14 protein-coding genes and 1 tRNA gene are annotated in these 12480 nt (G+C 61.6%); 2 read left to right on the forward strand and 13 right to left on the reverse strand.

The window, feature by feature from the left end; translation table 11 throughout:
• Positions 1 to 6: 6 nt before the first annotated feature.
• From E3N85_RS10155 to E3N85_RS16835, 6 genes are all read right to left on the reverse strand, one after another.
• On the reverse strand, positions 7 to 771 hold the full coding sequence (locus E3N85_RS10155) for an SDR family oxidoreductase (RefSeq protein ID WP_134462846.1): 765 nt from the start codon (positions 769 to 771) through the stop codon (positions 7 to 9).
• A gap of 42 nt (positions 772 to 813) precedes the next feature.
• Positions 814 to 2163 (reverse strand): MFS transporter, encoded by a 1350-nt coding sequence (locus E3N85_RS10160; protein ID WP_241978422.1) that lies wholly within the window; start codon positions 2161 to 2163, stop codon positions 814 to 816.
• Between the two features lie 87 nt (positions 2164 to 2250).
• Entirely contained in the window at positions 2251 to 2427 is a 177-nt protein-coding gene (locus E3N85_RS16825; RefSeq protein WP_241978423.1) for a hypothetical protein, read from the reverse strand.
• A 36-nt stretch (positions 2428 to 2463) separates the two neighbouring features.
• Complete coding sequence (locus E3N85_RS10165) at positions 2464 to 3330, reverse strand: LacI family DNA-binding transcriptional regulator (RefSeq protein WP_241978424.1); 867 nt, start codon at positions 3328 to 3330, stop codon at positions 2464 to 2466.
• 185 nt (positions 3331 to 3515) lie between these two features.
• The gene (locus E3N85_RS16830; RefSeq protein WP_241978441.1) at positions 3516 to 3941 is read right to left on the reverse strand and encodes a VOC family protein; all 426 of its coding nucleotides are present in this window, start codon (positions 3939 to 3941) and stop codon (positions 3516 to 3518) included.
• Between the two features lie 16 nt (positions 3942 to 3957).
• Positions 3958 to 4248 (reverse strand): VOC family protein, encoded by a 291-nt coding sequence (locus tag E3N85_RS16835; protein WP_255453886.1) that lies wholly within the window; start codon positions 4246 to 4248, stop codon positions 3958 to 3960.
• 186 nt (positions 4249 to 4434) lie between these two features.
• On the opposite strand from E3N85_RS16835, the gene E3N85_RS10175 reads away from it, so the two are divergent.
• Positions 4435 to 4857, forward strand: coding sequence for a single-stranded DNA-binding protein (locus E3N85_RS10175; protein WP_134462848.1), 423 nt, complete (start codon positions 4435 to 4437; stop codon positions 4855 to 4857).
• A 7-nt stretch (positions 4858 to 4864) separates the two neighbouring features.
• Complete coding sequence (locus tag E3N85_RS10180) at positions 4865 to 5431, forward strand: DUF4913 domain-containing protein (RefSeq protein ID WP_241978425.1); 567 nt, start codon at positions 4865 to 4867, stop codon at positions 5429 to 5431.
• A gap of 54 nt (positions 5432 to 5485) precedes the next feature.
• Here the strand turns inward: E3N85_RS10180 and E3N85_RS10185 are convergent, their stop codons facing one another.
• From E3N85_RS10185 to E3N85_RS10215, 7 genes are all read right to left on the reverse strand, one after another.
• A complete protein-coding gene (locus E3N85_RS10185; protein ID WP_134462850.1) occupies positions 5486 to 6196 on the reverse strand; it encodes a hypothetical protein in 711 nt (236 codons plus the stop codon).
• 221 nt (positions 6197 to 6417) lie between these two features.
• The gene (locus tag E3N85_RS10190; RefSeq protein WP_134462852.1) at positions 6418 to 7080 is read right to left on the reverse strand and encodes a hypothetical protein; all 663 of its coding nucleotides are present in this window, start codon (positions 7078 to 7080) and stop codon (positions 6418 to 6420) included.
• A gap of 32 nt (positions 7081 to 7112) precedes the next feature.
• A complete protein-coding gene (locus E3N85_RS10195; protein ID WP_134462854.1) occupies positions 7113 to 9254 on the reverse strand; it encodes a DUF262 domain-containing protein in 2142 nt (713 codons plus the stop codon).
• 168 nt (positions 9255 to 9422) lie between these two features.
• Positions 9423 to 10610, reverse strand: a complete 1188-nt coding sequence (locus E3N85_RS10200) for a site-specific integrase (protein WP_134462856.1) — start codon at positions 10608 to 10610, stop codon at positions 9423 to 9425.
• Positions 10610 to 10903: a helix-turn-helix domain-containing protein gene (locus tag E3N85_RS10205; RefSeq protein WP_370289215.1), complete on the reverse strand. Its 294-nt coding sequence runs from the start codon at positions 10901 to 10903 to the stop codon at positions 10610 to 10612. Before E3N85_RS10205 ends, E3N85_RS10200 begins: the two co-directional genes overlap by 1 nt.
• A 113-nt stretch (positions 10904 to 11016) precedes the next feature.
• Positions 11017 to 11090: transfer RNA gene (locus tag E3N85_RS10210), tRNA-Ile, on the reverse strand.
• A 39-nt stretch (positions 11091 to 11129) separates the two neighbouring features.
• Entirely contained in the window at positions 11130 to 12410 is a 1281-nt protein-coding gene (locus tag E3N85_RS10215) for a glycosyltransferase (protein ID WP_134462858.1), read from the reverse strand.
• Positions 12411 to 12480: the final 70 nt, after the last annotated feature.

Genomic DNA, 12480 nt, shown 5'->3' on the forward strand with positions numbered 1-12480 from the left:
CGAGGTTCAGTAGAGCTTTTCGGTGTTGCCGTCGACGGCGAGGACCTGGCCGTTCACGTTGCGGGCCATGTCACTCGCAGCGAAGACGACCATGTTGGCTACGTCTTCAGCGGTGACCATGCGGCCCAGCGATGACTGGTCGTTGTAGGTGGCTTCGACCTCGTCGGCTGTCTGGCCGAGCATCTCAGCCTTGGCGGCAATGACCGCTTGAATGCGCGGCCCGTCGACGGCGCCGGGGCAGATGGCGTTGGCGCGGATGCCCTCGGCGCCGAGTTCGATCGCGAGGGTCTTGGTGAAGCCGATCACGGCCCATTTCGATGCCGAGTAGGCGCTGCGCCCGGCCATACCCAGGCGGCCGGCAGCCGAGGAAAGGTTGACGATAGCCGGATCGGTGCCCTGCCGTAGCAGCCCGATGGCGTGCTTGACGCACAGGAACTGTCCGTGGATATTCACCTGAAACGTCTTCATCCAGGCGTCGGTGTCGATCGATTCGACAGGTCCAGTGGGTCCGGCGATGCCCGCGTTGTTTACGAGAATGTCGAGGCCTCCGAGCTCGCTCTGAACGTCGTGCATGAGCGCCTGCACGTCGGTCTCGCGGGAGGCGTCCGACACGCTCGCGCTGAAGCCCAACGCCGTGGCGGCGGCCACTGCCTTCGGATCGATGTCGGTGACGAAGACCTGGGCACCGAATTCCTTGAACCGGGTGGCGATGGCCAGGCCGATGCCGTTGGCGCCGGCGGTGACAAGAACACGTCGTCCGGTGAAATTCATGAGTACTCCTAGTTCGCAGGTTTGCAGATCGTGAGGGTGCGGTTAGTTTCTGAGGCTGGGTTGGTGAGCGGATGCCGACTCCGCGACGCCGGCATCCGCTTGTGTTTCGCCGTACTTGAGGAAAAACGAGAGGACGGCGCCGATGGCGCATACAACGACGACGAACCAGAGGCCGGAGAACTTGCTGCCGGTGGCGTCTTCCATGTATCCCATGACGTACGGGCCGAGGAAACCGCCCAGGAGACCGATGGTGTTGACGAAGGCGATGCCGCCGGCGAGTGTGGAGCCGCTGAGGCGGCTGGCCGGGAAGGTGAAGAGAATGGGCTGCACGATGAAGAAGCAGAATGCGCCCATGCAAAAGCCGATGAGGCCGACGATGGGGCCGGATACGGCACCGAGGGTGAATCCGGCGCAGATACCGATCATGGCCATCGTGATGATCTTGCGGCCTCGGGTGCCGGTGGTGGCGTGCCGAGGAATGAGGAAGGCGCCGAGGGCCGCGAAGATCCAGGGCACGGCGGTGAGCAGCCCGATTTCGGTTGAGGAGAGTACGCCGTAGGTGCCGATCAATGAGGGCAGGAAGAACGAGAGGGCGTAGACGGCAATCTGGTGGGACAGATAGATTCCTACCACGAGAAGGATCTGGCGGTCTTTCCAGATTCCGGTGAGCCGATGGGTACCCGAGGCTGCCGACCCGGCGATCTCTTCGGCGGCGACGCGCGCTTCGAGATCCATGGCCTCGGCGTGCGTGAGGAAGGTGGCCTGGGTGGGGCGGTCGGGCAGCATTCTCCAGACGATGATGGCGAGGAAAACTGCGGGAACACCTTCAAGGAGGAACATCCACTGCCAGCCGTGCAGGCCGCCGATGCCCTCCATGGTGAGCAGCAGGCCGCCGAGGGGTGCTCCGAGAATGCTCGCGAAGGAGACGCCGAGCAGGAACATGCCGTTCGCTTTGGCGCGATCCTTGCGAACGAACCACTGGGTGAGAAAGTACATGATTCCAGGAAACAGACCAGCCTCAGCAATACCGAGCAGCATGCGCATTGCGTAGAAGGACCACTCCCCCTGCACAAACATCATGCACGCGGAGATGATGCCCCAACTCACCATGATGCGGGTGATCCAGAACCGGGCACCAACCTTGTGCATTATGAGGTTGGACGGGATTTCGGAGAGTGCATAGGTCAGGAAGAACAGTCCCGCGCCGATGCCGTAGGCGGTGGCTGAGATGCCGAGGTCGATCTCGAGTCGTTCCTTGGCCATGCCGATGTTCGTGCGGTCAAGGAAGGCCATGATGTAGGCGATGATCAGCAGCGGCATCAGCTTGCGCAGAATGAGGCTGCTGATGACTTTCGGGGAACGCATCGACACCGGGGCGGTATGAGTGGACATGATCTCTCCTTCGAGAACGTGCGGACGAAAATTAGACATGGACGATCACCGGACCGGGCAAAGCCGGACCGTGCGAATCAGGGAGTGTCAGGAATGTGGCGGCGCGTCGCCGGGGGCGACGGGGCATCCGCAGGTTTTGCCTATGTGCAACTGATGCGCACACAACAGCGATTGGTAGGTCGACGAGGGAGTCGCCATGCGCTTCTGCAGCATCGCGAACGCCTCGGTGGCCATTTCGAGCTGCGGTTGAATGATGGTGGTCAAGTTGATGAGTCCGGACAGGCTGTGTGGAAGCCCGTCCTACCCCGTCACCGCGAGTTTTTTGGGCACCTGAATGCCGTGGTCTGCGGCGTACTCCAACACCCCGATCGCGATTTCGTCACTACCACAGACGATCACCTCGGGCGGGCTGTCGCTCGTGAGGAGCGCCTCGGCGGCGAGACGCCCACCACGGCTGTCGAGCGTGGTGCTGATCTTGCGCGTGCCGGTTATGCTGACGCCTCCCTTGGCCGCGGTCCTCACGAACCCGCGCTCTCGCGCTAGGGACGACGTAGAGTGGCGGGGTCCGATCACGGTGGCGATTTGGGTGTAACCGTGGGAGAGCACGTGCTCCATGATCTCCTCCCCCGCTGCGTGATCATTGATTCCGACGAAGTCCCCCGCCACGAACGGCGAGCACCGGGAGAGGTAGACGAAGGGAATTTTCGCTGCACGCAGGATGCGCAGTGAGGTCGCGTCCTGTTCGAGGGCAGCCGCCAGGATGACACCGTCCACGTTTCGACTGGCGAGCGACGTCATCACCTGGCTCAGAACGGTGGAGTCGTCACGAGTGTTGGTGAGAAAGACTTCGTACCCCGCCGCAGCCGCTGCAGTCGTTACTCCCTGGGCCCATCTCGGGTACATCGGATTGATGATGTTCGGGAAGACCAGGCCGATCACCCTGGTACGCCGCGGGTCCTTGATGCTCTCAGGATTCCGAGGAACAAAGCCGAGCCCGGACGCCACCATCAGCACGTGCTCTCGTGTCTCTGTCGACACCCCGGCCTTGCCATTCATCACATACGAAACGGTGGCGGCAGAAACACCCGCCACGCGGGCGACCGACGCCGCTGACGAGGTGCTCGGCCGCGGCACAACGTGCTGCTGGACTGGCAGTTCATGCGTCACAGTCGGGCCCCCTTTGGCACTGGCGGAACTTCTAGCGGCTCCGATTTACTGACCTTATGAGTCATTGAATTCGTTAAGCAACAGTAAGTGAAGTTGCGCAAAGTCACGCGCTCGGCCGACTGGCCCGCGACCATCCGCTGGACGCTTCCACGATTGATGGGTCCCAAACGGGCGTCAGCCTGGCGTCAGCCTGGCGTCAGCACGCAGAACTCATTGCCCTCGGGGTCGGTGAGCACTACCCACGGCACATCGCCCTGCCCATTGTCAGCATCGAGCGCGCCCAGGGTTCGCAACCGGGCGACCTCAGCCGTCTGATCATCACGAAGGTACGGACGCAGGTCAAGGTGGACGCGGGTCCCCACCGTGACGTCGGGGACGCGAACGAACTCCAGATACGGACCCACCCCCGCGGCCGACCGCAGCCGCGCGAAATCGTCGGCCACCTCGTGCAGGGTCCAATCAATCGCCCCGTTCCAGAACCGGGCCATCGCCCGTGGATCAGTACAACTGACCACCACCGCGGCGATCGGCCCCGTGTCGGCGTAGATCGCCCGAGGCTCGAGCACGCAGAAGACGTTTCCCTCCGGGTCGGCCAGAACCGTCCAATGCACGTCGCCCTGCCCAATATCAATGGATGTCGCGCCCAGCCTTCAATCGCGCGACCAGTTCCGTTTGATGAGCCACAGACGAAGTGGCGAGGTCGAGGTGTGCCCGGTACTGGACTGTCTCGGGCTCAGGAACGGTGACGACATCGACGCAGACGGCGGCCGGATCCGGCAGGACCATGCCGGGCGGTTCAACGTTGGTCACGCCGGGACCCTCGCTGGACACGCCCCAGCCGAGCGCATCCGCCCAAAACAGGCCGAGTGCCGAATCATTCCGCGCCTTGAAATTCACCTGAACCAGTCGAAGGGCCATGGCGCCCAAGCCTATTCGCCTGCCACACGTGCGACCAGATACTGTCCGCGTAAATCTTCCAGTGCCAGTACTGCCTCGCCGACCGGATTCCCCCGAGTACCGGCGCGATCGCGACGGTGCCCCTGGTGCACCTCCTAGTGAGCGCGGACCACGATGGTCTGCCCCAATCACAGGAGGCAAAGTCCCATGGCACTTCACACCCAGCAATCCTTATCCGGCTTCATCGCCTCAGACCCGCAGCAAACGGTTACTGAAAACGGCGACACCCGTTTCTACGTGCGCGTCGGCCAGCCGCACTTCCGTCAGGAGTACAACGGCAGCTTCACCGCGCTCGAGCCCACCTTTCACGATCTCGTCGCCTACCGTGCCACCGCCGAACGGGCTATTGCCCGATTCGCCAAGGGCGACAGCTTTGTCGCTGAAGGGTATGTGCGCACCTTCCAGGTCGAGCGCGACGGTGAAGTCATTCAACGCGAAGAGTTCGTCGCCAAGAAGATCGGCCACGACCTCGCGCGCACCAACTATTCCGTCGATCGCACCCACCGCACAGGTTTGGACACTGGGGTAGAGCGCGAGGTGGAAGCGGCACACACCGGCTCAGGGCGGTGAATGGGCGATGACAGAGTCACTCGTCGAGTGGGCGTCCGGTAATCACGACGACGCTTTCGGGGCTGGCTCGCTGGACGACCTCGAGGGGCCGCTCATGGCTGAGCCGCCGCATCCGATCAACTGGAATCTGCTTAGCGCTGACGACGCCGAGGCCGAATGGATCGAACTTAACCGCTGGGTGAACTGGCTGCGTCGCACGTACGGTCTGCCGGCATCCGTTGTGCCGCCGTTCTGGCATCGGCACCCCGAACTCGTCTGGGAACTCTCCGCGCTGCACCTGCACTGGCTCGGGGCCTACGACCCCGACCAACACGGCTCCGCTCCGCTCGGCTGGCATCGAGATTTTGCGGATGCCCGCCAGCGGCTTCGCGACTGGGTCGCGATCTCGGGCACGCGGCTGGAGCGTGACCGGCCTACGCGTCAGACGGTGTGGCCAGGAGAACCGCCAGCCGACGCTGTCGATGACGTGGTCATTGGTGATCGTGACGAGGACTTCGTGCAGTTCGTCGTTGACGATATCGCCAGACGGCGAGAGGACGAGACCTCGTTCTACTCTCGCGCCCGGACTACCTGACGAACGGTGAGAACTTCCTTGGGCATGTGCATAGAAGACCGCAGGCAGGCCTCTTTACAGGAGTGTCTCAGAGATTCGAGTGTTTCGGGCTCGGACGAAGGCCATGCTCTTCGAGCGATATTGCTCGTAAGCCTTGAGATTCCCTGGGAGAGCCGGTGTGGTGAAGCTGTCAAACGGCGTGAAAAATTCGACGGCAGAGTTGTCCGGACGCACGAGGTCTTGAAGCAGGAAGAATTCCGCATATCCTCGAAAATCGCGGAAGAGACCAAAGAAGTCCCCGTATCGTGAGAGCGTTTCATCAAGCGGGTTGTGCTCGCCTTGGTAGTGGAGGCGGATACATTCCAAAGTCAAATCAAATCGGTCGCGAATCAGGGGATGCATACCCCGCGCGCCGTTGATCGTCCGCTTTCCCTCTACACGGTTGCCCGGGAAGAGTATCGTGCCACCGATCGTGCGCCCGATGGTATGAAATGCCGCCCTGTCCTCTTCGTCCACCTGAGCGATAATGTCCGCCATGCGCATCCAGGATGCGAACGTGTGGATGATCGTGTCGCTCGCTAGAAAGAACTCTCCAACACCGGAACTATGGTGCAGGTAGGAGCCCGCAGTGGACATATCCAAAGTAAACAACGCGCCGCTCGGCAGCGGTTTGCTCCACAAAAGCTGGTGATAGCGCCGCAATGTTGGGCTGTGTTGGTCGGGGTCACGTCCGCCAGCATCCGATCGCACGTCGAAGTCAGTGTCGATCGGGGAGGGCTGGTTCATGATGAAACTCTAGTTCAACACTTTTCTGGCCATGCTCACGTCGGTCTGCCATGGCCGACCGGTGAAGGGGCAGCCACGCCAGCAAGAATGCACGAGGTCTGCGGCAAAGGAAGCGACCCAAGGCGGCAAGACGCGCGGATCTGCCAGCCATGAGACCCGCACGGCGCCATTGATCGACTCGTTCGACGGCCGGTCATGGGCGATCGCGCAGACGTCCACGTTCACTCCGTCGTTGACCAGTACATCGTATTCCCAGCGGGATAGGGCTTCCGCTTGCTCCTGGCGCTGAATTCCGCATCTTTCGCGTCCACGATTTCAGGGCGGCTCCCACCGGCCATCATTTCGGCCAAATCAGCGCGGCGCATCTCGGCCATTAGTCGGAGGCGCACCGGCTCGATGACTTCGAAAAGAAGGGCGTCTACGATTTCCACGAGTTCAAGAAACCGCACCACGTGGTGCGTGGGAAGCGGCTGCACGACTGTCAAGGCCATGACATCTTTCAGCTGAAGGGATGACGCGTCGAGTATCGCTATAGGAAATGTCGTCGCCAACTGGGACTGGGAGTGGGCAAGCCTCGTATTTCTGAACGCGCCGATCAGCGCGTGTACATCGCTGAGATCGTCAGGTATCACGATGTGATCAGTCAAAGGCCTTCGAACCTTGGATGGGAAATACGTACGGCAGTACGCGACGGCCGCGAAGCCGCTGAGATAGGGCCCGCCATCGTGATCATGACCGTCTGCGACGACCTCCAGCGCAAGCTCCAAGGCGTGGCGAGCTTCAGTGAGGTCGGCACCATAGCTCGAAAGCTCCACAAACAGCCGAGCGTCCGGAGAATCTGGAACCGCAACGCAAGCGACCCCCGCGTCTGAATTGAATTTCACATCATCACCACTTCACGCGCCACAAGGGCGGGTTACTTCCTCGGGGAGGTTTGCGATGTATCCACGCCCCCCGCATGTTCCGCTCGCAGATCGGCCATAGTTCGTTGAAAGCCGGGATCGATACACCAGAATTGCCAGCCGGCCACTGCCCCTCCGCCCTGGAGGTGACGTGCCGCCCCACTGACGGTCGCGTACATCACTCCATTCAAGAGCAGGCTTCCATCCGCATTTACAGTCGCGAGTTCACCACGGTGAGCTGCTGGCTTGGCGTACAGAATCGACCCAGGACTCAAAAGACCCGCGCGAACGAGATCGACCACTTCCGTGCGATATTGGGCACGTCCGACGGCCTCATCACTTATCCCCCGGTGCCCTGTGGGAACGGACCAAATTTCACTTATGGCCTCAACGAGATCATCGGTGCGCGAAAGTATCTCGGCCTCCGACCAGGAATCAGCGTGGACGACATCTCGCGTGAGGAGGAGTGTGTCATGCCGGACCAATGCTGCACGTTTGCCGTTTGAGGCAATCCAAGCGGCGTTCGACAACCGTGCGTTCAGGCTCTGCGTCACCAGAGTGAGATTACCGAGAGTCTGCACAATGCTGTCCCTCCGATTCTCGGCTTCAACGTCGGTTAGGTCGTTCCAATTTGAGCGCCATTCTTGGGGCATGATGTGCTCGATCGTACAAACCCCGCGCGATACCGGCGACACGGAGAAGGAGCGCCCACCGGGAAAGCCTCGACGCTGGTCTTCGACTGCTTCGAGGACCATTCGCAGTCGTCCCTTGCGAAACTTCTTATAGGCCTGCAAGTCCACCAACTCACGTCGAAGTTCGGCATCATCCGGCCAATAGCCAAAGCTCGAAGTTTGGACCGCGAGGTATGTGCGCGCGGCCTCATCAACGGCCGTCGTCGCAGGGCGCTTAGCCAGTTGGGTGAGCAGGTCCAACATGAATCGGTTGGTGCCCTGCGACTGCGCTCTGACGAGTGCACGCCGCACGAACCAACTTTCCAGGGTGTCCAACAGGCGCGCACGTTCGAGTTCGTCAAGCGCTGCCTGCTCCGGCTCGCCCAGCCAAATGAGGAGCGGTTTTGTGATCTCTGAGTCGAGCGTGCTCATTCGATACACGAATAGGTTCAGCCGACTGAGTGCTCCGTCACGGACAGCGGCACCCTCTGTGAAAGCGCGGTACCGATCGGCGGCTGACCGCAGGGCGCGGAGAAGCGTCAGAATGTCCGTTCCGGATGCCCCGACGTACCGTTTGAACTGCATGAAGACCTCGCGCGCGGGGATTTCCTTTAGGGTCTTGGCCGTAAGCCACTGCGTCAGGAACAGTGAGCTTCGGGCGTACTTGATGCGACCAGTTGTGACCTCGGCTTCCCAAAATGGTGTTTCAAAATCGGCCCAGTAGTCTTGGTAGGCGCTTTCAGTGGCTGCTGCATCCTTTTCCAGACGCTGGAAGAGGTAGTTCTTGATCAGATCGGCGGCGGTCAACGGAGTACCACGAGCGTTCAAGGTTTCAAAAATTTCCTGGGCATCTTCATGCGAGAGCAGTTGTATCGTCACGATCTGAAGCCGCGTCGTAATCGCAGGCACGAGCAAGCCTGCGCGTCGCTCAACTGTGGACGGTTCTGCGTCCAACCATTCACCGATCGCCTCAAAGAAGTAACGGTGCGCGTCCACCAGCCGACCGGCCGGCAAAGACGAGTGATCGATGGGAGCCTCGGCCGACATCGCTGCGGAGAAGGCTGGCCGATCGCGGTTGGTCGGCCACACCTTGAACCGATCGTCAGGGTGCTGGCGAAATGACTCCGGGTTCTCAACCAAGGTGAGCACTTGGGCAGTAAGGTGGCCCAGCCCGCGCGACTCCAGCTGGGCGTGCAAAGCGTCCAACAGGATCTGGAGCGTCGTCAGACGCTGCTGCCCATCGATGACGGTGTATTGCGGCAGGTCACCCAGGGCTGTCGCCTGCGCCTGCAAAACGACCGCGCCCAGAAAGTGGGTCGCCTGCCCATCACCCTCCGCAATCACGTCGATCAGGCGAGTCACATCATTCCACAGTGGCTCCCACTGAACTTCCCGTGACCACACGTAGGGCCGTTGGAACAGGGGAACGATCAACCTCTGCGGCGAGAAGAAGACTTGCTGTGGAGAAGTGACTTGCGTGAGCATCGAATTTCATTCCTTGCATCGACCTGAGAATGAGCTACTGCAACTCATCGCTATATTCAACGATAGATGCGCCAGCTATCAAAGCCGACGGATGCGGCTCCATCGTTGTCGGAGTGCGGTGCCGACTGAAAGCACTCAGAGTGGTGAACTGGAGATGGTGACGGACCGCTATTTCGGCGGCGCCAGCCGCTGCAGAACCGCCGCAGGCTCCGGCCTAACGGTGCGGTCGGGCTCAGCGTAGTGCGCCTTCGTCGTCGAGGTTGAGGTGTGCCCTAAAACGTCGGCTGCCGCCTGTATGCCAAGTTCATGGGCGAGCAGCGTCGCTCCCGTGCGGCGAAAGGCATGTGGCGAGATCGCCAGGCCCGCGAGGCCCGCGGCTTCGAGGATGCCCCGGAAGGTGCGCCTCACGTTGTACGGCGTGAGCGGGGTGTTGTTTCGGGAGTAGAACAGCAGATGCTCCGCATTCTCCGGATCGAGCAACGCCAGGCGCTGGCGAATCACGTCGGCCGCGAACTCCGGCACGGGGATGATTCGGCTCGACTCGTGCGTCTTGGGGTGCTCCTGGCGGTGCACGGCGGCCCCTTTGTGCACGACGATCGTTCCGCTCACGCTCACCTGGGGCGGATCAGCATCCAGGTCGACGTCACACTGACGAAGCGCGAGCGCCTCTCCGATGCGCGTCGCCGTGCCGAGCATCACCTCGATAACGTCGCGCACCTGGCCGTCGGACCGCGGTCCCATCCTGCCCTCTTGCGAACGCCACTCGCGCGCCGCGAGTCGGATAGCGGCGATCTGCTCTGTCGTCAGCGCCTTCGGGGTATGCGGAGGCTTCTTCATGCGCGAAGCCTCTGTGACGGGATTGCGCGCAATGATCTCTCGTCGAACGGCGAAGGCCATGATCATACCCAGGATCGTGCGTGAGTGCTTCGCCTGGGTGTACGACTTCTCGCGCTGCTGCTTGAGATAGCGCTCAACCCGGCCGACACTCACCTCTCGAATGGTGAAGTGCTCGAAAAAGGGCAGCACCAGTGTTCCCAGTTGACGCTGATACGTCTCTTTGGTGCCTTGAGAACGGTCAACGTCGTGCTCGACGTCGTCGAGCCAGGCGGCGGCGAGCAACGGGAACGGCGACCCTGCGTTCAGAGCGTCGTCGAGTCCACCGGCACGCATTCGTGCGGCCAGGTCGACCTTGAGCGCGGCTTCCGCAGCGTTTCGACTCGAGCTGGTCGCGGTGACCTTGCGGGTCTGGCCATCCCAATCACGAAAGACGGTTACGGCTCGAAACATTCCCGACTTGACCTTGCGCGTTCTGATCGTGCCACCGGTGCTGATGGGTGTGCGGGGACGCCCCGCCATCAGAGATCGGATCCGACAGCGCGGCGAGACCGATCCGGCTCACGAAGACTCTCGAGCCAGCTGAGAACATCAGATACGTGGTATCGAATCTCCCGTCCGACGCGAAAGCCCGTCGGTCCGCGGCCATCGTTACGGAGATCGTAGATTGCTTGCACGTGCACACCGAGATACTCGGCGAGCTCGCTCGTCGTGAGTACAGGCTCAAGACCGAGCCTAGAGAGGGTTTGAGTGTCCATAACCCACAGGTGGGCGAGGCCGATCCAGAGCACTCGAACTCGGGCGTGCACCTCCATCAGAGGTGGCTGTGAGGGGTCAGAATTTTTGAATAACGGATAATAAACGGATACTTCATCAAGTCTTGCTCCTATTGTGAGAACAAGAAAACCTGATCAAGCGATGTTTCGAGTAGGGCGGCCGGGACTTGAACCCGGGACCGACGGATTATGAGTCCGCTGCTCTAACCAGCTGAGCTACCGCCCCAAAAGGCACGACCTCACGGTCGCACCCACAGATATGTGACTACTCGGGCGACTGTGACGAAGCCCCGTTGGTGACCAGATCGCTCACCGGCTCCCCACGATACAGGCATTCGAATGTGTTCAGAGTGCGCTTGATGTCGTGTGCGGCGATGAGTTTGAGCGACTCCCGCTTGAGTGCCGTCAAACGTTCCGGGGAGGCTGTGAGTACCACGGTCAGTTTGTCCGCCAGATCCTGCGCGTCGCCCGGCTTGAACAGGTACCCGTTGTTCTCGTCGTGCACGAGGTGGGGTAGCGCCATGGCATCGGCAGCGACGATCGGCAGTCCGGAGGCCATGGCTTCCATCGTGGCGATGCTCTGCAGCTCGGCAATGGACGGCATGGCAAACACGGTAGCCCGTGAGTAGGCCCCGCGCAGCTCGTCATCCGTCACGTAACCGGTGAACGTGACGCGTGAGCGGATGCCGAGCGTGTCGGCCAGGTGCTCCAGGTTGCGTTTCTGATCGCCCCCGCCGACGATCTCGATCTGGGCGTCGAGCTCGGGCGACAGTAGCGCCGCCGCCTGCAGCAGCACGTCGATCTGCTTTTCGCCGGTGACGCGACCGACGAAGAGGATGCGGTTTTCCGTGCGAGGCTCAAAGTTGGGTGCGTAGTTGTCAGCGTCGATTCCGCAGGAGATGGCACGCACACCGGTGAGACCGGTGTACTTCTCCAAAAACTGAGCGGCCCGCCGGGTTGGGGTGGTCACGGCTGCAGCGCGCCCAAATGTGCGCCGCGCAGCGCGCCAGGCCGCCTTGATCACCCGATGTTGCAAGCCGACTGGCACGAGGGAAAACTTCACCATGTTCTCGGGCATGAAGTGGTTCGTGCCGACTAAGCGAATGTTGCGCTTGGCCGCTTCGATGGACACGCCGCGCCCCACATTGATGTGGGATTGGAAGTGCACGACGTCGGGGCGGAATGAATCGAGAATGCGCCGGCTTTCACCGCGAATCAGCCACGGCAGGGCGAAGCGCAACCAGTCGTGCGGGTACCAGCGCCAGCTATGCAGGCGGTGCACCACCATGGGCTGACCCTCGTGCATTTCGGTCCAGCTGCCGTGCTTCCGCGACGGGGCCGGGGCCATGATCTGAACCTCGTGGCCGCGGGCTACCAGCCCGGCGGCCAGGCGCTCGGCAAATCGAGCAGCACCGTTCACATCGGGTGCAAAGGTGTCGGCGGCGATGAGGACACGAATCCGAGGCTTATCGGACGGCGCACGCGCGGCGCGCTCGGGCGCATTGCCCAGGGTTGGGCTGCTCAGCAAGTCGGTCGAATCTGACAAGTGGAGTGGTCCCTACGTTGTTGGGCCGGGGTCATCATCCGGCAGGAGATATCGGGTGCGCACGTCAAAA

The sequence above is a fragment of the Cryobacterium sp. Hz9 genome, assembly GCF_004402825.1.
GTDB classification, from domain to species: domain Bacteria; phylum Actinomycetota; class Actinomycetes; order Actinomycetales; family Microbacteriaceae; genus Cryobacterium; species Cryobacterium gelidum.